We start from the raw sequence: 23,519 nt of genomic DNA, 5'->3' as shown, positions 1-23,519 counted from the left end.
CCTACTATTATTAGCAGGCGCTTTTTTTATGCTTATAGATTTCATTAATTTGAAAATTTATAAGTAGGCTTTTCGCTGTGGAATACGCTTGCGTACAAATAGCAATAAAACAAAATAGAGCAACCATAAGCCAGCCAACGCATAAAATCCTATAGCGACTTGAGAGACACTGGCACCCATTTGATTAAGCTGTACAGAGGTATTGATTGCAGGCGTGGTCGGTACCAGCCAACGTATTACTTGTAATACTTGAGGCAATTGGTCTGCTGGCCAAGGGTAGCCGCTTAAGAAGAATATCGGTAAGGAGATGAAAATTAATATCTGCATACTGCGCTCACGCTGCCGGAACCATAATCCGAGCACGCAGCCGAGCGTTGCGACTGTCGGACAAAATAGTGCCAAAAATAGCAGCGTACCAAGCATGTTTTGTCCGCGTGGATAATGATGTAGCTCAAACGCCCAACCATAATAAAAGCAGCCAACGATAAAGCTAAGTGAGCTCAAAGCCCCAATACGTCCCAACCAGCCACGTACACTCGTACTGTGACGGCGCTGCTCATACCATGTGCCAATCAGCATCGCAGTCGCCATTAAAAGTGTCTGCTGTAAAATAATAACAGAGACAGCTGGTACGACATAAGCACCATAGCCCTCGGTTTGGTTATACAGTGGCATAATCCGTAGCGGTACAGCTTGCGTGTTCTGTGCTGCGGTAGATGTATAAGCGCCTTTCGCAATGCTTTTCTTTACCTTGATGCCTGCCGATACCGTACCTACTGCTTGAGAGAATCCCAATTGGACGTTTTTATTTAAAATAAAATAACCGCCATTACCCAGTACACTGACGTGTGCTTGCTCTCCGGACTGAACTTGTTCTTCAAGACCAGCTGGAATCACCATATAGCCTGCAATTTGATCTGACCATATGGCTTCTTTGGCAGCCTGCTCATTGATAAATCGTTCAGTATCTAGGTATGGGCTAGCACTCGCATAGCGAACGAGAGTACGCGATAAGTTACTATTGTCATGATCAATGATACCTACTGGCACATGATTGACTACCTCAGACGAGTAAGGCCAAGGATAGAAAAACCCATAGATGATAGGGGCAATAATCAACATCAAAAGTACGCCTTTGTCGCCAAAGACGTCTTTGAGAGTTTGAGTAAAGCTGCTCCAAAAGCTTTGTGAAGCCGGAGTGTCGGTTGATGTAGCTTTTGAGTGTGTATTATTTGATTGTGCAGACATTAGCGTGCTCCCCAACGTTCAGGATGCGCCAATGCGCGTTTGGTTAATAGTGCCGCAAGTACTAGCGCTATTATGACCGCAAACATAAGGCCATAGACGATAGGTAGCGAGATGGCGATCGGTGCTTGCATTTGTAACTGTGCAATATGAAGCTTTAGGTAATGCGTTAGCGGCAGAGCATTTGACCAATATTGCGCACTATCACTAATCGCAATATAAGGAAAAGTAACACCAGCAAAGGCGTAAGAAGGCGCTGAAATAAATCCGGTGGTCGATAGACCCATACGTAATGAAAAAGAATTCAAAGTAAAAATAGCACCTAGCCAAAACGACAATATCATTAGGCACAAAAACCCAGCATAAACTGCCATAAGAGACATGATGTTGATATTCTGATTGGACGTTGCCAGCCACAATATCAACGCTGACCACAAGCTATATGCCAGTATTGGCCAAAAGTATTTACCCAATAAACCAAATATCAACACTGATAGGCTGACCGATTTGGGCACGTTTGCGCTTGAAGATGATGTTTTGTTATCGCTGCTATCTTGTTTGGTTGATAGCGAAGATGACGTTTTTGTAGCTCTGGATAACGTTAAATGAGGCTTTCCTGTATCAATAAAACGGTACCAGCGACCGATATTCTTATCACGTAACTCGCGGCCAATCGTGGTTGCGCCAATGACCATTGCCAATATATGTAATAAGGCAGGTATGACGGTCGAAGCCAAAAACTGCTGATAATTGGTCGCAGCATTGAATAAGCTAATACGCTGCACACTGATAGGTGCGTAAGCCGTCATCGCTTGTGATGGCGCTACGCCTTGTTTGACCAAACGTTTGATCTCTACACCTGCGGATAATGTACTAGCGACCGCTTGGACACCTGCCTGAATAATACCAGAGTGCGTACCGTACTGTGCATTAACTTGTAGAGTCAACGGAGCAGGCTGGCTCGATAATATATTACGAGAAAAGTCCTCTGGGATAATGACAACAGCGTAAATATCGCGCTGTAAAATCGCAGCCTCTGCATCCGCTTGGGAGTAATACAGCTGTCTGACCGTCAAAGTAGGACTGGCCTCTAAGTAACGGACGGCAGTATTGGCAACAGCGCTGTTGTCTTGATCGATGACTCCGATAGGCAAATCGGTAATTTGAGTCTGTGAAAATATCCACCATATTAGCAGCACCGTTGCCAGTGGTATCCATACCACCATGCTAAAGTCCCAATGATTTTTTGCCAAAAAACGGCGCTCATAGGCTGCACTGCGTAAAAAAGCCTCACTTAACTTAGTCAAGTGCATGGCTTACTCTTGGTTCTGATTGACAGGAGTAGGGTTGATACGTACGACCACGCTCATACCTGAGCGGATACGGGCATCGGGCTTAGATGGTCGTGCTTTCACCTCAAAAGTACGCACATCAAAACCATCATCGTTGTTGGTCGGACGCCAAGTGGCAAAGTCTGATAAGGTCGATGTCGCATAGACGGTAAACTGTTTTGTATAAGGCTTATCCGCTGATGACAGCGCTGGGATAGTACCGGTAAATGTCTGACCAATAGCAAATTGATTTAAATAAGACTCAGTGACGTTAAGTACTACCCATTGGTCATTGGTATCCACCAACGTCAAAAGCGGAACCCCTTGACCGATGACTTCTCCAGCACTCACGATGACATTATCGACGATACCAGCGATAGGACTTCTTAGGTTCGCTTCCTCTTTTGCTACTAGTGCTTCATCGAGTTTTGCATCGACCTGTGCGACTTGTGCAGTGGCCGCTGACTTATCTTCAGTACGTGCGCCTTCTAGCGCCAGATCATACTGCAAGCGGGCTGCTTCGGTTTGGTCTTGAGTGGCAAGATATTGCGCATAAGCCTCATCGCGCTTTTGTCGCGCCATCAGTCCTTCTTCGTAAAGGCGATTGACACGCTGATAGGTGTTTTCTGCCAAGTCAGACGCCGCTTTATTGGCTTGCCAAGCGGCTTTTGCTTGGGCGATTTCTTGCGGGCGCGCACCATTTTCTGCTTTGTCTAATTGGCTTTGCGCGATTTGCTTACCAGCACGTGCTTGATTAATCTTGGCATTAATCTCAGGCGAATCCATCTCAACCAGTTGCTGACCTGCCGTTACCCTATCACCCTCTGTTACCATAATTTGGGCAATACGCCCTGGTACTTTTGCAGCGATAGACGTTTGCTGCATCTGCATTTGTCCTTGCAGCGTAATAACTTCTGGCTCGCTATGCGCGTTACTTTTGTATAAGCCGTACGCAATCGTACCAAGGACAATCAGTATGAATAGTGCAAGTAATCCTTTTTTCATACGTGCAGATTTGTCAGTTTTAGATGCGTCACGATTATAAGTAGGTGTCGGTTGCTCTGGTTCAATATCAGACACGTCTTCTACAGGATCGACTGAATTTTGTGTATCTTGAGAGGTCACTGACTCGGTTGCATCAGCTGATTTATTTGAGTCGTCTGATTCGCGTGGTAATTCTGTCATGACAATGAGATTCCTAAAGCAACAAAGTTGAAAATAAAGGGTTTATTACTAGTACACTCGAAACGCATAAGGCTTGGCGTTGTCTATGGTTTCAGAATTAAAAATAGCACCAAGGGCGACGATAAATGCTGAATAATAGAGCCATAGCATAATGACCACAGCAGCTGAAAGCGCGCCAAACTCAGCACTATAATTATTAAAATTTTGCACATAAATTGAAAACAAGATGGACAATATAATCCATAAAACCGTTGCTAACGCAGCGCCCGGCATCAATTTTTTGAGGGCAACAGCATCACGATTTGGGGCTAGGCGATAAAGACCCAAAAAGCTTAAGAATATGATACCTGTCAATATTGGCCACCTGCTCCAAAGCGCAATTGTCTTTGCTATTTGAGGGAAAGGGAAGTAGGCCGCCCCCAAAGGAATAATCGCGATAGAGGAGACCGCGATAATCAATACGACTACTGCTGCAAAGGTCAAACCAACTGCGCGAATCGTGCTTTGTACAAAACTACGCTCTTGCGTAATATGGAACGCAAGGTTAATAAGAATAATTAAAGACTTGATACCTTTAGAGCCAGCGTAAAGTGCGAGCAAGGACGATATAAGCAGGCTGAAAGTCAGGGCAGACGTAGTTGTAGAAACCAACTCGCTCAGACGGGAGTTGAGCACTTCATATACTGTATCAGGTATAAATTGACTCAAAAGCGAGATTTGCTCTTGCATCTCGGCGGGAGAAAACGCAAGACCATAAAGTAGGACAAACACAGCCATCACGGGAAAAATTGATAAGAATCCAAAGAAACCTACGCTTGCGCAATGCGCCCAAACATTAGAATTATTGGCAATACGCCACGTTTCTAGTAACGTCTGTAGCCAGTTTTTTATCGATTTAGAGGTCAATTCTTTCATAAAAGCAGCTGTTCGTAATAGGGTTGGTAATAGTATTTTTGATGTCGACTTCATGGTAATACAAAGCATTTATCAGCACGACTTATGGCTTATCACATCAAATCATTGCTCAGTATATAAAGTAGGCAATTGAATGTCAGCGGCATTGAGATAAGCATTAAAAGCAAGTGGCGTACCACAGCTTTGCATAAGGGCAGCCAGTGACTGTACATAGTCATTAGCAGCTTGTGCTTGTTCAGTACGTGCTTTGAGCGATTGCGTCTGTGCCTGCACCACGTCAACGGTAGTATTTACACCTTCTTGTAATCCTAAGCGACGTAGTCGTAATACTTCTGCTGCCAAATCAACATTACTTTGTAATGCTTGATAGCGTGATTGAGCATTATTGACATCGTGCCAGTTTTTTTCTACCAGTAGCAATAAATTGTCACTAACTTCAATCTCAGAGAGATCGGCCTGACGTATTTTGGCACTACTGGATGCTAGCGATGCGGCTTTATCGAGTCCGCCCCATAGTTTCCAACTGGCAGATATACCAGCGACCCAGCTTGGATCTTTCTCTACCTGACCATAACCGTATAGTAATACCGTAGGTTTGTAGCCCGTATCTGATAGCGCATGTAACTGCTGAGCCTGTGCCCGCTTGGCTGCAACTTTTTGCAGTCCGGGATGGTTGTTTAGTGCCAAGTCCTGAAAATAACTCACATCTGGTAGAGGGCGACTAGAGACAAACAATGGCGTGGTCGGTTTAATACGGTAGTCGGTACGTAGTAGACGCTGTAGCGCAATCATGGCTAGGCGCGCGTCATTATTCGCATTGACGGATTCACTCTTGGCATCCGCAAGCGCAGACTGCGCTTCTAGTCTATCGACACGTGAGATAAAACCTTCTTCAAACAGACGCTCGGCCATATGGTCGGTCTGCTGTAATGTATCATAAGCGTCTTCTCGTAAGTAAGCAGCGATAATCGCTAGCTGTGCCTTAAAATAACGCTCAATTAACGTATTATAAAGCTCATTTTTATCCAGTACGCTATCAGCCATCGCTTCTTGTGTACGTGCATCCGAGGCGCCAGTCAATGCGTCTGTACGCCCAGCAGTATAAATAGGCCAAACGACACCAAGACCTGCACCCGACGTAGAGCCTGAGCGCTTGAAGTTATAAGAGTCGGGAATGCGCTCACCGACCAGCTCACCAAAGTCTGGTAGGTCTGCTGTAGGAGGGACTATGTTATCTACGCCATTGTTTACTTCGTTGACGATACCGCTTCTGAGAGAAGATAAATCTATATCCTCATCTAAATGATAGGCACTGGCAGATACTCGAGCAAATACGAGCGGATTGTCGATAGTTCTGAGCGCGTCAGTTTGGTATTCGCTAGCGGCAATCGCTGCTTGATTGGCAGCGATTTTAGGTGATACTTGTACCAGCAGCTTCTGCGCTTGCTCTAAACTCAAAAAGCTTGAGACGTCTAGTGCGTAGCTGTTATCGACTGTTTTATGTGTAATAGGGTCCACAAGCGTAGACAGTGCCTGCGACTCAACGTTTTGAGGGTTTGGTACTGTATGAAAAGGCGCTACAGTTGGTTTATCATTATCAGTTGGACTATCAGCATCTATGATTTGTGTCACAGCCACTGGTGTAACATCATCTGACGCTTCTATACTGTCAGCGTCAGTGCTCGCGTAAGTCATGACAGGCACGCTCATGACTGCAACTGTCATCATAGCAGTCGGTAGCGCTGATAAAATGAATTTCATAAGTCACATAAGCCATTAATTAGAATGTAAGGTATTATAAAATAAGGAACAGTACCGATAGGTTTCATTGCTCAGGATATAAAGTTGCTGAACTATTATAGACTATTTGCCAGCTAGCGAAAAAATGATGCTTAAATAAATCATTCATATTCTAATATAAAAATATGTCTATATTAAAAGCGCTAACAAGCGGTCATTCGTCATAAGAGGTACACTGTAGAGCCACAATGGTGACGGGTCAATACTCAGTATTTTGCCGTTTTCTATTGTGCGACCAGTAGCGGTATGATAGAGGATTGATTTAATTCTTAAATATCTGTTTATAAGTAACAACATAGCCAACAAGGTATTTTAGATTCAAGCGATTTATTTTTAGTTAGATTTTGTTTTTAATCTCATTATGAAAGCATTTAGGCAGTAATTAACAAATAAAAAATGCTCAATAAGTAGCAATTAATAAGAATCAGTCAATGAATAGTCACTAAATGGCTATTAAGTAGAATAAATAATATTAGTAGAGGGTGTGTCATGGCAGGGTATATTTTAGCGTTGGATCAAGGGACCACATCGAGTCGAGCGATATTGTACGATGATCATGCGCGTCCTATCAAAATGGTACAACAGCCAACGACGCTGCAAACACCAAGAGCTGGGTTCGTTGAACAAGATGCACAGCAGATCTGGCAAACTCAGATTAGCTGTGCACATGATGTTATTAATCGGGCAGGGCTGCTTGCCACTGACGTTACCAGTATCGCAATTACCAATCAGCGAGAGTCGATTGTGATGTGGGATAAGCAAACTGGCAAGCCACTGGCTCCTGCCATCATTTGGCAGGACAGGCGTACCGCAAATTACTGTAAGACGCTCGCTGCTGAAAGTGCTAGCAATAGTATGAATGACCCTGTGCATCCGGGTGTTGATAGCGTCAACATGGCACATGAAGTTCAGCGTATTACAGGCCTGCGTTTAGACCCATATTTTAGTGCCAGTAAGATTGCTTGGTTACTCGAAAACAATCCGAAGCTTAGTGTACGAGCCAGCAAAGGTGAGATAGCGGTCGGCACGATTGATAGTTGGCTGATTTATAAGCTCACAGGCGGGGAGCATGTCATCGATGTGACCAATGCTTCTCGTACATTGTTATTTGATATCCATAAACTAGCATGGTCAGAGGCACTCTGTGACCGTTTTGCTATACCTATGCATATATTACCTAAAGTACTATCGTCCGACGGTGATTTTGGCAAAACCAAAAAAGGCCTGTTTGCAAAGCAAATACCCATTCAAGCAGTATTGGGTGATCAGCAAGCAGCGCTCTTTGGACAAGGTTGCCTTGATGCAGGCATGGCCAAAAACACTTATGGCACAGGCTGTTTTATGCTAATGAATATTGGCCAGCAGCCAAAATTGAGTGAGCATAAGCTGCTAACCACCATCGCATGGCAACGTAAAACGTCACCAATTCGTCCAGACAATTTGTCATTTGACCAAATCGTACAGTCAGGCAAACGCATGCTACAACCGCCTAAAAAGGAAGTCACTTATGCCCTAGAGGGCAGTGTCTTTATGGCGGGGGCTATCGTTCAATGGCTGCGTGATAATTTGGGTATGATTCAGCAGAGTAGTGATGTCGAGGACCTAGCCCGTCAAGTAGACAGTAGCGAAGATGTCGTTCTATTACCGGCATTTACTGGACTAGGCGCGCCTTACTGGCGTTCGGATATTAGTGCTAGCATCACTGGTATGAGCCGCGGTACTACTAAGGCACATATTGCTCGCGCTGCATTGGAGGCCGTTGCCTATCAAACCTATGATGTGCTTATCGCTATGCAAAAGGACAGCCCTCATCCTTTGACTGAGCTGAGAGTAGATGGCGGCGCTGCAAATAATGATTTACTCATGCAGTTCCAAGCAGATTTGTTAGGTGTTCCAGTATTACGTCCTAGAGATACAGAGATTACGGCAAAGGGCGCAGCACTCCTCGCAGGACTGAAAACTGGGCTATATGACGAATCGACCATGAAAGCTTCATGGCAGGTAGATCGCGTGTTTGAACCAAGTATGTCGACTGATACTCGTGAGCGACATCTTGTTAAATGGCAACAGGCTATCAAAAGGTCCCTGATGCCGTTATAAGATTGATTTACTTAGTAAATTTATTGTGATCGTACATTTATAATTACTCAAAGTATGAGGCTGCCGTACACAAGTGTGATAAAGATACAGGCTGTAACGCAAGATAATCGCAATACGGACACAGTTTACAAAATCGGCCTATCTGTCTTTACCTATAAATTTTTATACTTCAATTGGATTTAGTAAGACCGCTAGTTTTTAGCAGATAAATAATTCAATAAATAATAAATAATTTAAGGACAATACTATGAGTAACCATGATGCTATCGATCGCAGTGAAGTAAAACATATGTCAAAAGAGACAAAAGAAGATTTAAACGCAGACATCATTACCGGTGAGCCAGGCTCGCATCCAGTAGGTACAGGTATTGGCGGTGTAGGCGGTGCAGCAGCAGGTGCAGCTATCGGTACAATGGCAGGTCCGCTAGGTACGCTAATTGGTGGTGCTATTGGTGCTATCGTGGGTGGCGGCGCAGGTCATGCAGCAGCAGAAGCTATTGATCCAACTCACGAAGAAGCGTACTGGCGTGCAGAGTATGCAAATGCAGATTATCATAGAGAAGAATACGATTTCGACCGTGACTTACATCCAGCATATGCAGTCGGTTATGCGAACCGTGCTCGTTATCCAGTAGATGCTCGTTTTGAAGATCATGAAGCAGATTTAGAGCGCTCATGGCACGAAGTGAAGGGTGAGTCTCGTTTGGAATGGAATGAAGCACGTAAAGCATCGCGTGATGCATGGCACCGTGTATCATAATAAACGATAGGTAGTACATGGAGCTGTATGTTAGATATCCTAGTAAACGTGCGGATTAGTAATTGGCTAGTATCAAGGATTGCTATACCATTACTTAAAATAGATTAATTGTATGTCCAGTTCTATTAGTAAATCTACTTATCAATATTTGTGCTATTTTGAAACTTCCAAAGTTTAACTTTGGGAGTTTTTTTAGGCATAAAATTTGCAGCGTATACACATACGTGAATATTATGTAATATAATAATGAGAGCGATGGGGAATATATGAGTAATAACACTGAAGGTAGTAAACAGTTTTATATCGCAACGGCCAACTTGCTGAACTTTGCGAACCCTAATCGAACTTATTATGAAAATGCGCCCGCTTATGACGATGAAGCTTATGATCATAAGCTGCGAGGTCTTACAGATTTATTGGCTAAAGCGCATGCTGACATTATCGCAGTACAAGAGGTGTGGGATAGTGATGCATTAGAAGCGCTGGCTGTTTCACTAGGTTTCAAGCCCGAGCATGCGGTCATTCCACTTGCTAGTAATGATAGCGCCAGTATATACACCAAAGGCATGGGTGCACAGAATACACCTGCTGTCGGTATTATCAGCCGATTTGAGCAGTTAGAAACCAGTTTGCTAGAAAATATAGCACCAAAAGCCATTATTGATGTACCTGATATCGGTCCTTATCAACGCTTCAACCGTCCTCCATTAGTATTACGTGTTGACGCGTATGGACAGCCCATTACTATTATTACAGCGCATCTAAAAAGCAAGCGTGCTTTCTTCTTACGTGACGAAAACGGTGATTTATTAGAAGACATGGACGATCCAAATATTCGAGTTCGCGCCAAGCTTCGTAGTTTGTGTATGCGCGCGGCAGAAGCGGCCTCTATCCGTATGTCTATCATAGAGCGATTGCAACATACCCGTGAACCATTGATTCTATTGGGCGATATGAATGATGTCACAGGTAGCGTGACTACTCAGTTGATGACAGAAACTGGGGAGGTTAATTACGATAAAAGTATGCGTGATGTTGCACTTTTTGATGCTGCTCGGATCCAGGCACGATATGGCTGGATGAAAGATGTTGCCTATACCCATATATATCAAGGTATGCCAGAAGTTATCGACCAGTTATTTGTCTCAGAAGAGTTTTTGCCTGATAGTAAGTTTTTACTTGGTCATGTTGAACGAGTCGATTATTTTAATGATCATTTGAAATGGGACTATGACGATAGAGTGACCGATCATGGTATTATAAGGGCGAAAATAAAACTCAAAGATTAACTTTATAAAATTAGACGGTTAGCTCTATTAAATTGCTGAGCGTATTATTGTTTTTAACCTATTCATGTCCCTTGCTTGATGCTATACAAGCGTTTATGATGCCTCTGCATTGAATATAGTAGTGACCATATAGGCTTTATATTTTAGCCAACAGGCAACTATCCTTGATTTGAGGATAAATACTATTCAATGAAGATTATATTTATAAAATAGGGCGCAACATTAAGAGATTCACAATGAGTGATAATAAAGACGAAAAGATTGAAGATGTGTTGGTAGATTCGGAATTGGCAAAAAAGCTTGTACCTAATAAGTTTAAGTTTACTAGCCAGCAAGGCCGTGCACGTCGTCAAAAACTATTGGCTGGTGCCAAAAAATTGAGCGAAACACATGCTATTAACGATATTACGTTAGCGGCTGTGTGTGAAGAAGCGGGCATACCAAGAGCGTCTGCTTACCATTTTTTCCCTAATATTGAAGCAATATTTTTAGCATTGCGTTTTTTGAATGCGATTGAAATATTAGAGATGGTAGAGACGGTCGATATTGGCAACTATGACAGATGGCAAGGGTATTTAACGGCGCTTATCGATCGTTGTATTACGATATTCCATAACGATGAGACAAAAGCCAAGCTTATCTATGACACTAATACACCTGATTTTGAAGGTGACAGCTTTGGTGAAGATATGGATCATCAAATCGTTGATCTGGTCTATAAGCGTTTGTCAGAGCGTTATGAAATGCCAAACTTCCATGATATCCAAGATACATTGCTGATTGCTTATAGCATCGTAAATGCCATATTCACCTTGTCATATCGCCGCCATCAGAGTATTACTGAAGAGTATATCCAAGAAGCAAATACAGCATTTATTGCTTATTTACGTTGTTATCTACCAGAAAAGTTACCACGTAAAAACCGCTAATTGAGCTCACTTTAAAAATAAAAAAGCCGACAAATATGTCGGCTTTTTTACGTCTAGTTTTTAGCATAAGATTAGAAATAATAGAGATTAATATCTCTAATAAAACAGCTGTTTTTTAACGATTAGATATCAAATCTTGTCCACGGCAAGTACCATCGCTCGCGTCTAAAGGCGAGTACTGCTTATGGTAACTGACTATTGACTTCTCTAGTGCTACATTGGTCTGTGAGTCATTGGCATTGACGTAAGCTTCGCGGGCCTGCTCAAGCCAGCGATCAGCCATGCGAAAATGCATGCCAGATTCGCGCCAGCCTCGCGCGCATTGATTGGTCGCAGCCCAAATCAAAGCCACTTCACTAAAAGCCATCTCACGTGGTGCTGACGCTATGCCATCACCATCTTTAAGTGCGCTTAAAGTTGCCCATAGATCAGGACGCATTAGAGCAGAGGTAGACGGAATATCTTGATGCAGGCCCAAGTCTTGTACCGTGTCATTATCTAGCGCTTGCAATATAGGCTCTGCCATTTCTAACGCAACTTGACCAGCAGATGAGCGGCTATTCATACTGTCTTGATGAATAGCATAGTTCAACCACGCTTGCGCTTTATATGCGAAATACTGTTGAGCGGCTGTCTTGTCTTTTTGTTGATAGGGTTTTAACTGCGTGACAATACAATTTAACAGGCGCTGTTGTTCGCTTTGATATCTATAAGAGCGTGCTTGAGTCTGACTATCATCACGGCAGTATTTAGCCATGCTAGTTGAGTTAGCTACTTGGACAGTCTCACTCTTAGCTAAAGCTGGCTGCATAAAGGTTAACGAAAATAAAGCTGATAGTGTAACGCATATTGAGCGCTTGAAAGGTGCTGCATTGATGGATGAATCAAACATGGTGTAAACCTTATGTTAAGGTAATAAACGTTGGTATTATTTACCATTACTAGGGCTGACTTAGTTGTTTATTGAATGACAAAATAATTTGCCATAAGACAATCATGATACTGTCTTAAAGATGTACTTACGACAGTATCATTAGTATCAAACAATTAAAATGCAGAATTGCTGCTTAGACGTTGGTTCTTACGTGGGTCTTCACGTTTGAATAAATCTTCATCGAACTTAAAGCGCAATCTAAAGTAAGCACCTTGCTGAGTACTGTCGTCATAAGCAATATCTTCATCTTCAAAGCCCATGAAGTTATAACCAAGTGATAACCAAAGATTGGTCATTGGGCTATAACCCACTTCTGCACCAAGCATATAAGCCAAGTCATTTGCTTGATCATTCCAGTAAGTACCTGCTTGTAAACCAATATCCCAGCGCTCACTGATGTCATAAAGACCGCGGCCATAAACAGCGTGAGCCGTGTTATCGCTGGTTAAGCTGTCTGCTTCGTATTCTGTATACTTACCAGCATACCGTCCAGACAACGTCAACGGACGCGTAGGATGGTAATTACCATTCCATGACCAAATCATGGTGTCTTTTTGGTAAGCGTCATCGCCAGTATTATTATCATCCAAACGATATTCGAATTTTGCAAGCATATCTAACTGATTGCTATCGTAGTCACGATATGCAGCACCTAGCTGAAAACGATTGATAGTGCGATCGCCATCACTATAGTCAGTGCGTGAGTAGATGTCTTTGGCTAAGAAGGTAACCTCATCGGTATAGCGATAGGCGATACCAGCACTACCAAGTAGCGTATCACTTGTTTCACCCCAACGTTTTTCAAAACGTCCTGATGCTTTATAATTCTCTTTTGCAAGATATTCAACACCGATACCTGCCGCTGTTGCAGTGTTACTTTCTTCACCTTCCAGAGATTCAACACGCTCAAATAAAGTGTTTAAGGTTAAACCTTCTTGAACATACCACTTGTTTTTTAGACCAATAGCTGCTTCTGCCTCACGTGCACTAATGGCATCGCGCATGCGGTATTCGCTATAAACCTTACCATCTTTCATGTAAGTCGCGTCAAAACCAACAGTGGTACGTTGACGCTCATCTGTATCATCAAGACCATAAGTACCAGATAGGCTGTTGATCAAATCATGACGAGCGTATAGACGACCCAAGTCCCCAAGTGCTGTCTCACCGCCGATAGAAGTTGCATTACGTGAGCTATTTTCGATATCTTGCTCATATTCTGCAAATACCAAGCTATTATTCAACTTAGGTAGACGAGAGGTAATACGAGCACGAACAGTCGTGCCTTCAATATCTTCTTCAGCGTTACTAACACTGCTTAACGCTGACTGATTGATGATGTCCGCATTGAAGTCATCATCATTAAACAGAGTGTCGTCTGTAATATCTACAACGTCTGTCGCGGCTTGAGTATTGCGTGAGGCAGCAGTGGCATCTTGTTTGTAGTAACGCACACCGATTTCACCAACGACGTTTTCACTCAAACGTTGCTCGATACTGGCTTGTACACCTTCACGACTCGCGTCAGTAGTATGGTCCTTGGTACGTACACCTTCTAATTTCAACGCTGTTTTCTTGTCGTTAAATGTATGGATGACTTCTACGCCAGACTCCGTACGCCCAGCAGTCAGTGGAGAAGCCCCAGTGACAAATCCTGCATCTGCATCATTGTAATAAGCCTTGGCACGCGTATCTTTCTTATTATCAAAGTCAAGCTCGACACGTAAGGCATTGCCCTCAACATTATTATTGTCTAATTCTGTGGTGTTAATCTGATTGCTTGGCTGAAAATTAGGGTTCTCAGCTTTGTTCATTGCGTATTCAGCGACCAGCTTTAGCTTGTCGTTGAACTTGATAACGCTATTGACACTAGCCAGCTCTTCTTTGTTCAATGGGTCGTCGCTATTGATATAGCTACCACCGATAGCGACTTTATTAGTCAGTTGCTGTTTGGCAGCGATACCACCAACCAAATAGTCCTCACCACCTTCATCCACTTCTACTGTGACACGAATGTAGATAGGATTGCCTTCGAGATCTTGACTCGCAATCGGTGATTTCAAAAATAAGCTGCGGCTAATCGGGTCTATCTCATAATCAGCAAAGCGAGTAAGGGTCTCACGATTGATAATAAGCCCAGGGTTGTTAGCGTCACGAGTAATAACTTCAACCGTTTCAGAGTTTTCTAATACCGCATCGAAGTTCTCAGCCAATGGATATGGGCCTGAAATGCCCAAACCACGAGTCTCATTTACACGTTGGCTAGTACTGGTCTCTGCTAAAAAGGCAGTAACACGAGTATTGCTATCTTCAAATTGAGCCTTTAGGCCAGTTAATGTACGGTTGTATTGACCAAGCTTGATACCTTCATCGTTATCAATTTGCGTTTTTAAATCACCATACATAGCGAACGAGCGACCTTTATCAAGGCGCACGTAAAGCTTGCTAGTAGACTGCGCATCGAAGCCTTTGGCTGATGAGTCGCCATAGACAGGATAGTATTCGCCCGGCTCGATATCACGGAACAAACGCTCGCCTTTTTTATCACTATCATATGCAAGCGTTAATAGATAATCACCGCGTACTTTTCCTTTTAGGAACATTGCGGCACGACCAGAAGCTGTGTAATCATCATTACCAGCAAAGTCATTTAGCTCTTGCTCAAATGCACCTTGAGCATCGGTAATGCTGCTACCATCAAAGTCTTTTAGTGAAATAGCACCTTCTACAATACCAACAGCGAGTAGTGGACGTAGTTGAGCAGTAAACTGTAACGGAATGATTTGTTTGCTGCTACCAGTGTCAATTACTAGCTCGCCCTTACCTGGTACGCTAGGTGCAGTTACGGGTATTAACAGCTCACCACCAGAAACAGTAATCTGGGTGCCTGCCGCTTCTTTACTACCGTCTTTTAGGTTGATACGGCCGATATTGGTATCGATGTTGATAGGAGTGGATGAAACGTAAGGACGGCCATCACGGTCTTTTAGACTGATGACGACTTGATATTCGCTGACACCATCTGCAGGTACAAGGCTGTCTTGGGTGCGATAGTCAATCGCTTGCAAGCTATCAGGAGCAAGCACTTCAATAGTTTGCTCTGAGATAACCTTGCCATTTACATCAGTAGCCACACCACGTAGGGTATTGCGTCCACGCTTTAAATCAACTGCATAATAGTCAAAAGCGATGACTTTTTGTTTTTCTTGCTCAGCGGTCTTACCGATTTGCTGTTCGGATACGGGCTTGCCATTGGCATATAGCGTGAAGTTTGAGCCTAGTGGCGCTTGTACTTGAACCAATTGCTTATGTGAGGCGAGCTGTTGACCGCTGCTCAAGTTAATAAAAGCAACCTCATTGCTTGCCACTTCTTTTAGGAACTCTTCTAACAGTTCAGCTTTTGGCTGCTTGATGGTATTGACAGCCATTTCTATACGGTCAGCACTAGGTGTCGCCATGTCATTGACGATAGCGGAGTCACATTTTATGCTCTGATCTAAGTCATCATTAGACTTACAACCACTGGCATCAACATTATCGGTCACATCACGATCATAGTCAGGCTCTAATGCCAGTTTGTTTTTTACCGTAGCTTCTAGCGCATTATTCTTTGCACTAATAGTCTTGCTACGCTCTACCAGCTCTGCATTTAGACGATCTGTGCTATCGCCCATACCACCGACGATAGCAAAGTCAGCGCGATGCAGTTCGCCATATTTTAGATCGACGAAACGGCTGCCAGCATCACCAGCATTGCGGTTACTTTGAATAACCAGCTCAGTCTCTCTAGGTATGGTTGTACGATCCACTTTTAGTACATGGGTCTTAGCACTGATGCCATAAAAGTTATACTTACCTTCAGGGTCGGTAACGATGAAATTACCATCTTCCATATAGATGCGCACACCAGCGACACCCAGCTCACCGTCTTCTTTTTGTTGGATACCGTCACGGTTGATATCGTGGTAGACCTTACCGATGATGATACCATCGGTATTCATGACACCACGGTTCACTTCGATAGGCCACTGTGCCTCTATCGAAGTCAGTACTGATCCACCAGTTTCAGAGTCGCGACCCTGTGCGATGGCGCGGTTAATACCGTCGCCACCTAAGGCAGAAGAGCCAATCAAGACACGATAAGTGACTGTTTTGCTTTCATTAACTGCCAGATCACCCAAACCTAAGATTTGATACTTGCCTTCTGCTGTGAAGTCATCTGTTTTAGCGTTATCAACACGCAAGCTACCAGCCACATAGTCAAAGCCACGTGGCATCGCGTCTTTTAACTCAACATCATAGGCAGTAGATTTACCATCATTCTTGATATTAATCGTATAGTTGACATAGTCACCTAGCTCAGCAGTCTTCACATCACCTTCTTTGGTGACCTGTAGCGTAGGGGAGGTATCGTTTATGACGATGGTCGTGCTGAGATCTCGGTCAATTTTATTGAGATCAGACGCGCTAGGTTGCTCATCCAATCCGACAGAGGGGGCAATACAGGCGTTTAGGGTAGCCGTCAGCGTGTCGCCTTCTAGTGTCTGAATAATGGCATCATTAATTGCATTTGCATTATTTTGCGTAGGGGCGTCTAAGCGATATTTACCCGTGTTCACACCGGTTTCGATAGCTTTTAGTGAATAAGTGTCACCAGTTCCAACCGGTGGATTGGCTGACTTGATGGTGACCCATACTTGGTCTTTCTCATCGCTTTGCAGGTTACATTGTGCAAAGCTGGTTTCGAGATAGACGTTTTTGCCAACTTGTGAAGAGGTTGGCTCACTATCGAAAGCTTCGTTTTTGAAACCGATATCTGGTTTGACAATGACCAAGCTGTCAGTGGCTGTGACTTTTTTTAGTGATGGATCCTCGGTGACCACAGCACCAAGCTGAATCTCGGCAGTATCACCGTCCTGAGCGTTGGCGTCAGACAGTGCTTGGACAATGAGCTGAATGCTCTCACTCTGTCCTAGCTTGATTTGGGTGCTTAAGTTATCAAGTAACAGCTGCTGGTCATCACCATCGACGATGCCGTTATTATTTAGGTCTTGATAGATTTTGATATTGGACAATGTGTCAGGCACGGTCAAAGTCAAATCGACAGTCTGATCGCTATAACTGGTGTTTTTTAGGACGTTGATCCAGTTTACGGTGGTACTAGGCTCTACCGTTTGAGTGGCAGGCTGAGTCAGTTCGATACCATATTCGGGTAGAGTAGATGCTTTGACTTGGACTTTATTAGAGTCAGACTTGATTGTAACGTCTGATTGGTTATTGACGGTGTAGCTGGCATTGGCAACGTTGTCGATCAGCTGTACCAATGAACCAGGTGCTGCTAGTGCGGTATTCGATTGCATAAGCAACATCGCTAATGTCAACGCGGATACCTTGGCGGTACGCGATGATGTGTGTGTAAGCGTTGTCTGTATACGAGTGGTCATATATGTTACTTATCCAATAAAACAAAAATGCTAATAAGAGAGTGTCCATCAAGCGGTTATACATAAAGCTGGAAGGCGTCTATAAGTACCGATGGATACTTATAGACGTTGTAACTAGGAAGCTATTATCAATCAATTCATTAACTTACAGTTTAAGGTGTTGTAAGACGATTCGTCTTGATTTCAATTGTGAAATCTAAGGTTGCAGTCCCAGTAGGTTTTAACTCAGCTATTTTGGTTCGAACTTCAGTAGCAGTTACATTTGCTGGTTCTGTTAATCCAGATGCGGAGCTACCTAAAGTTGTCCAAGGACTCTTATTGGTAATTTCCTTTACTGAAGCTTGAGCTTCAAAATTACTTAGTAGATCCGATATAACTAATGAATTAATATCAAAACCTTTGGTTGTATCAGAATTATTCTCAGCCATGATTTTATAGACAACACATTGACCAGGAACTGCTTCTATCTCAGTATCAACAAATTTACCGTCATCAGATGTACCGTCACAGTTAGCATCTAGCGACTGAGTTTTGAATAATAGTAGACCACGAACCTGAGTGGTGTCTGTTATCTCAGGAACGGTAGGGAAGCCTTCACCTTTAGGAAGTAGAGTAACAACAATTTCTTCGGCGCTTTCTGTGTCAGTAGTGCCTATTGTTGCATTGTTTGATGCTACGTTGTATTGAATGTCTGCAGTCTTACCTGGTGCTATACCAGGGAAAGGCGTTGAATTCCCATCTGTTGATACTGCATCATTGATGTCGTAAGTGTATACACCGTTACTATCAGCAGTAACTGTAGGAAGTAAATATTCTACGCCTTCATAGATAACTTTTACTTTATCTGCCACAACGTTAACTGTACCTACTGCGGTAGTATCAGTATCAGTAAGGGTGAATGTTAACTCACCTAGAGCATTCCCTTCTTTTTCTTGACCACTGTTAGTAATGGTAGCTGTATGCGTAGCTTCGCCGCTGCCATCAGGATTTGTAGTAGGAGGAACTTGTTTAGTGGTTGGGCCTGTCAATGCTAAGACACGCTTAATCGTCAATAGCGGTTGAGTTGAATCATCGCCTGGCTCAGTTGCGGTCGTACCAGTAGTAAAGTTTTGTTCTGGGTTAGGGTTAAAGGTACTGACATTATCCTGTGTACTATCTGTACTATCAATAAGTGTGTTATCTGTAGCAGGATTATTATCTAAGTCATCAGTAACGGTAACGTGGTTAAGCGCGTTTGCAGGATCGAGTGTACCAGTACCACCTTTTTTTACGGTAAACGTAATGGTTACGTATGAGCCAACATCAAGGTCAACACCTTTAATATTGAAGCCGTCACTACCTGCTGCACCGTTATTAGCTGTATCAATTGCACCTGCTTTATGATCGCCAGAATATACGATATTAGCAGAGCCTAATGCTTCAGCCATAACAAGGCCTGCTGGCAGAAAATCTTCTATAGTGATATCAGTGGCTTTAGTAGAGAACAATGAAGCATCGTTTTTTACCACAACTTGATAGGTCGCAGTATCATTAGTATCATTCAAATCTAATCCGTTAGTCATCGTTTTTACGATGCTAAAGGTTGGTAGTTTAGTGAATGAGCTATCCGTGTTGGTAAGTGTTGGAGTAGCACTTCCAGTATTATCAGTTAATGCAGAGCTAGTAGCAGATAGTTTTAGTGTTGGCTTGTCATTACCTTTGTTACCAGCCGTTTGGGCACTAACAATGATTTGAACAAACTGATCTTTTCCTACGCTAATAGCTGTACCAGTAGCAGCGATAGTGCCTGAACTTACAGGGGTGACTGTAGCAATGTCATCGCCATCATTAAATATCTTATAAGTAGTAGTCGGAGTATATTTGGCATCTACATCAGTCAGCTTTACGGTATAGATATCGTCACGGTTACCTGTGTTTTCTAAGGTATGCTCGAAGGTAACGACCCCATTTGGCGCAACTTCTAATAGCTCGTTTTTATCATCATCTTTCTTACCATCATCTTCATTAGCAGTTAGAGAGAATGAAACTGCTTCTGAGATCTTGATAGAAACTTCGTTAGATTCAGCTTCTGGTTGTTTTTGACCTGCAACAAAATAATTTGCTGTGGCTACGTTTTTAACTAATACTTCAGTTGTGGTTTCGCCACTAGTAGTGTTGGCACCAGCGACAGTAGATAAGCCCAGCGCAGCAGCAACGCCGACAGCGAGTAGAGTGTGATTAAATAGATTCGGTTTCATAAAGAAGTCCTAAAAGGTTAAAGCAAAGTATTGCAGGTTAAAGTGAAAGCTCTAAATAGCGAATAAACAAAATGATTGTTTATTCATTTAAAAGGAGATTTAATTGGTAATAATTAATTGACGATAGTATTGAGCGAGACATCAGCAGATTTTTTTGCAGGTAATAGCTTAATGTTCCAGCGTAATGCACGATATTCAGACAGTGGGATTTTGATTAGCTTGCCATTGACTTTGCGCATCAATGGCATGTCAGCATAGTTTTTGCCATCGATACTGGCCTGTGCACTGGTTGGATGAGCCTCACCAGTGAAGGTCATATTGGCTGGGACAGGTAGCGTCACTGCCAAGTCGCTGATGTCTTTGTTAATCGTGTTGGTATAAGTGGCTTTATACTGAACGACAGTACCTGCAGCGGCATTTCTGACAGGCAAGTAAACTGTTTTGCCTTCGGCATCTTTTGCTACTTTATTAGCAGTCAGCTCCATAGATAGCGCGTCTTCTGCATAGGCTGCGCTCAGTGCGGCAGTCGATACCACACCAGCGATTAAGATACTACGTAAATAATTGAAACCTTTCATTGGGTATTCCTTTCTAGAATCACGACTATCAATGCAACCTTTACTTTACAGCTCATAGTATGACGTGATTAAGTAAATACGCTATAAATCACTATAATGAGTAGCTACGCTGATAGGAACGAGAAAATGTTCTCAAAGGTATTATTACAAAGCCTTTACAAACATTCATTATAAAAACGATGAGCGGTAATATTTAACCGCCTTATGGTAAGGGTATTATCAAAATACAACTGTTAATGTAAACCTCGCCAGTTGCCTTACAGTCGTTATTACCGTCATTGATATTATCTATCCTTTTATATCTGATTTTCGTGTTGTGCCACTAATAACTGAGCAAGAATCATGCCACTTAATTACCATATTTGGTATTAAAGTATAAAGTTGCCTGAGTTGGATTGCTGCCTGATGCTGATAAATTAAATGGTTGAGAAATAATGATATTGGAAGTAGGTAGGTTATTACTAATATATAAATCATTCGGGTTTCCAACGGGTAAGGGGTTGGAGAAACTAGATTTAGCTGATTGAAGAGGATCTTTAATAATCACATCTTTTAGCTCAATATGACCACGGTTATAAGCAGTAATGCGGTAGGCAATGCATTGATTTGGAGAGACGTCTCCTATTGAACCTGCACTAAAACCAACAGTTGCATCATCGGTACTTTGGTTGATAGCAGTATTGAAATAATCTAAATTCATATCACAGTCGTGAACATACTGTGCTTTGCTTAGTACTAATGGGGCGTTGTTAATTTTGACTTCACCAAAATTAAGTGCGTCGTAAGTATAAGTACCAGGAGCTAACATAACCTCTCTCTTATTTGGGGTGGTGTCGACGCTATAAATCCATGAGTCAGGCTCTGATTGAACCAAACAAACCTTATTTATACCTTGTAATGCACTAGATGGGACATTAAAGGTATATTGTCCTGTATCTAATACATTCAGCGGTGATGTAGTAGGTATCAGGCTATCATTGTCGCCACAATCTGTTAGGCTAACTCTCAGATTTGGGTGAGAAATAGCTACTTCACCAGCTGCAGGTTCAAAAATACCATTAAAGTATTGGTTGTTGACATTGCCTAATACGTCAGCCATAAGGGTCAAGCCACCATTATCGTTAAAGACAGTACCTGAGAAGACATAGTTAGGGCTGCCGTTTGTGATTGTGCACGTCCAGTTGTCTCCGTAAGTTAGCTTAAGGTTTTTTGGGTCTAAAGTGCTAACGGATGTACCATCTGATTTTCTACAAGCATATAAGGCATTATAATCTGCTAAATTTGTCGATCCTGAGCCTGACTCTGTCAATGTATAGGTTTTGGTAGGGTTAACTTTGAAAGTTCCTGTAGTACCTGTACCAGTCGTGACAGTATTATTTGAACCTGTTGTAGTAACAGAAGTAATGCCGCTCGTAACTACCGAATTATCTGCATTGTCTTTAATTTGGACAGTGAATTGATCCGTATTTTTTTTACGAGAAGTCGAAAGCGCTTTCGAGTATGTTAAGCGTGGCTGTGGTTTATAACAATAACCATCAAACACAATATTAATAAGCTGATCTCCAGGATTATTAAATTTGTTGTTATAGTAATATCTTAAGTCAGTATTATTACCATAAACGATATCTACTCTTGCTACTGGGTTATCAAAAGTTACTGAAACTTTGCAATCATTACTCAGGCCACTACACGCAAAATCATCGCTAGTATTTTGTTGTCTATAAGTTGCTGCGTTAGTTGCTGCGTTAGTTATAGTACTACCTTTAGAGTTTACAGTATGGCTAACAGGTGCCCCTAGGCTAGTAAATCCTTTGATAGTGACTTCGTCAAAAAACTCAAAATAGGGCGGTCTAAATCTTAATGAAACATTAGAATCTATGTCATATACTGACAAGCTTACTTTATTAAGTTCTTGCTCTTGTCCAGTAAACTCGTTTTTAAAGGTATAAGATACGGTTCGTGTCGTTTCAGGAGTGGCGAAATCCTGAAAAAACTCAAAATTTTGAATTCTATCCGTCACTATTGATTTATAAGTATTTTTACCTCCCGAGTCTAATGATCCACTTATGCTGAAACTATTAGCAGCAAGAACATAATTTTCGCTGATAATACCGTCTAAAAGTTTATCAGCTCCAGTGGTAGGAGGAGGAGAGTTAGACGCTAACTTACCGTAATCTGCGTTAGAAAAATTATCCGATACAAATCCTGCATCGCAAGTCACCGCTGCTATAGTATAGCTACTAAATACTAATGTAGTAAATATAACCAACAGCTGTTGTAAGTACCTACGATATAAAGACATATCGATAGCTTCTAAAAATTTATGAGACTGACGCATTTTGTCACCTTTAATATAATTATTTATTCGATATCTTTGGCGTAGGCAATACATTTCTTACTGATTTATTGCTAATGAATTCCATAATTTTAGCTATATTTATGCAGCTTGTTAAACTTTTCGATGAACGGTAGTTATCATAGGATAGAAGGTTGTTTTAATAAACTTATGTTTATTAAATAGCTTATTACATCTATTCGATAAAAGAGGCATTTTCCATACCTTTTTGATAAACGGTTAAACAAACCGATATAGCGCGCTTACAACTATTACTGACTATAAATACGGCAATAAGTATGCCAAAGCAATCTCTAAATCTTAATATAATTATGAAAAACAAGCTATAGGCCCTCTATATGTAAAGGATTAGCTCCAATTTATAGGGCGGGATAAAGCTTAAGATAAATAAGGTATGACGAGATAAGACAATAACT

The 23,519-nt window shown here is 42.3% G+C and carries 14 protein-coding genes; 4 read left to right on the top strand and 10 right to left on the bottom strand.

Annotation, left to right across the window (positions count from 1 at the left end):
* Window positions 1–57: 57 nt before the first annotated feature.
* The 5 genes from I3249_RS02220 to I3249_RS02200 form a co-directional block, all read right to left on the bottom strand.
* Window positions 58–1,248, bottom strand: coding sequence for an ABC transporter permease (locus I3249_RS02220; protein ID WP_238068350.1), 1,191 nt, complete (start codon window positions 1,246–1,248; stop codon window positions 58–60).
* The gene (locus I3249_RS02215; protein ID WP_238068349.1) at window positions 1,248–2,558 is read right to left on the bottom strand and encodes an ABC transporter permease; all 1,311 of its coding nucleotides are present in this window, start codon (window positions 2,556–2,558) and stop codon (window positions 1,248–1,250) included. Before I3249_RS02215 ends, I3249_RS02220 begins: the two co-directional genes overlap by 1 nt.
* A gap of 3 nt (window positions 2,559–2,561) precedes the next feature.
* On the bottom strand, window positions 2,562–3,761 hold the full coding sequence (locus I3249_RS02210) for an efflux RND transporter periplasmic adaptor subunit (RefSeq protein WP_238068348.1): 1,200 nt from the start codon (window positions 3,759–3,761) through the stop codon (window positions 2,562–2,564).
* Window positions 3,762–3,809: 48 nt separating this feature from the next.
* Window positions 3,810–4,676 (bottom strand): YihY/virulence factor BrkB family protein, encoded by an 867-nt coding sequence (locus I3249_RS02205; protein ID WP_180958108.1) that lies wholly within the window; start codon window positions 4,674–4,676, stop codon window positions 3,810–3,812.
* Between the two features lie 102 nt (window positions 4,677–4,778).
* Window positions 4,779–6,437: a TolC family protein gene (locus I3249_RS02200; RefSeq protein WP_238068347.1), complete on the bottom strand. Its 1,659-nt coding sequence runs from the start codon at window positions 6,435–6,437 to the stop codon at window positions 4,779–4,781.
* Window positions 6,438–6,965: 528 nt separating this feature from the next.
* On the opposite strand from I3249_RS02200, the gene glpK reads away from it, so the two are divergent.
* From glpK to I3249_RS02180, 4 genes are all read left to right on the top strand, one after another.
* Window positions 6,966–8,576 (top strand): glycerol kinase GlpK, encoded by a 1,611-nt coding sequence (gene glpK, locus I3249_RS02195; RefSeq protein ID WP_238068346.1) that lies wholly within the window; start codon window positions 6,966–6,968, stop codon window positions 8,574–8,576.
* Between the two features lie 247 nt (window positions 8,577–8,823).
* The gene (locus tag I3249_RS02190) at window positions 8,824–9,336 is read left to right on the top strand and encodes a hypothetical protein (protein WP_165597173.1); all 513 of its coding nucleotides are present in this window, start codon (window positions 8,824–8,826) and stop codon (window positions 9,334–9,336) included.
* Between the two features lie 266 nt (window positions 9,337–9,602).
* Window positions 9,603–10,625 (top strand): endonuclease/exonuclease/phosphatase family protein, encoded by a 1,023-nt coding sequence (locus I3249_RS02185; protein ID WP_238068344.1) that lies wholly within the window; start codon window positions 9,603–9,605, stop codon window positions 10,623–10,625.
* A 236-nt stretch (window positions 10,626–10,861) separates the two neighbouring features.
* Window positions 10,862–11,554 (top strand): TetR/AcrR family transcriptional regulator, encoded by a 693-nt coding sequence (locus I3249_RS02180; RefSeq protein WP_057759404.1) that lies wholly within the window; start codon window positions 10,862–10,864, stop codon window positions 11,552–11,554.
* 115 nt (window positions 11,555–11,669) lie between these two features.
* Here the strand turns inward: I3249_RS02180 and I3249_RS02175 are convergent, their stop codons facing one another.
* The 5 genes from I3249_RS02175 to I3249_RS02155 form a co-directional block, all read right to left on the bottom strand.
* A complete protein-coding gene (locus tag I3249_RS02175; RefSeq protein ID WP_238068341.1) occupies window positions 11,670–12,446 on the bottom strand; it encodes a hypothetical protein in 777 nt (258 codons plus the stop codon).
* A gap of 155 nt (window positions 12,447–12,601) precedes the next feature.
* Window positions 12,602–17,932 (bottom strand): hypothetical protein, encoded by a 5,331-nt coding sequence (locus I3249_RS02170; RefSeq protein ID WP_238068340.1) that lies wholly within the window; start codon window positions 17,930–17,932, stop codon window positions 12,602–12,604.
* Window positions 17,933–18,084: 152 nt separating this feature from the next.
* The gene (locus I3249_RS02165; RefSeq protein ID WP_238068339.1) at window positions 18,085–20,169 is read right to left on the bottom strand and encodes a hypothetical protein; all 2,085 of its coding nucleotides are present in this window, start codon (window positions 20,167–20,169) and stop codon (window positions 18,085–18,087) included.
* Window positions 20,170–20,282: 113 nt separating this feature from the next.
* A complete protein-coding gene (locus I3249_RS02160; protein WP_238068338.1) occupies window positions 20,283–20,747 on the bottom strand; it encodes a hypothetical protein in 465 nt (154 codons plus the stop codon).
* A gap of 349 nt (window positions 20,748–21,096) precedes the next feature.
* Entirely contained in the window at window positions 21,097–23,085 is a 1,989-nt protein-coding gene (locus I3249_RS02155) for a hypothetical protein (RefSeq protein WP_238068337.1), read from the bottom strand.
* Window positions 23,086–23,519: the final 434 nt, after the last annotated feature.

Source organism: Psychrobacter sp. Ps1 (genome assembly GCF_022129425.1).
Taxonomy (GTDB): Bacteria; Pseudomonadota; Gammaproteobacteria; order Pseudomonadales; family Moraxellaceae; genus Psychrobacter.
This window is presented reverse-complemented; position numbering and strand designations above follow the sequence as displayed.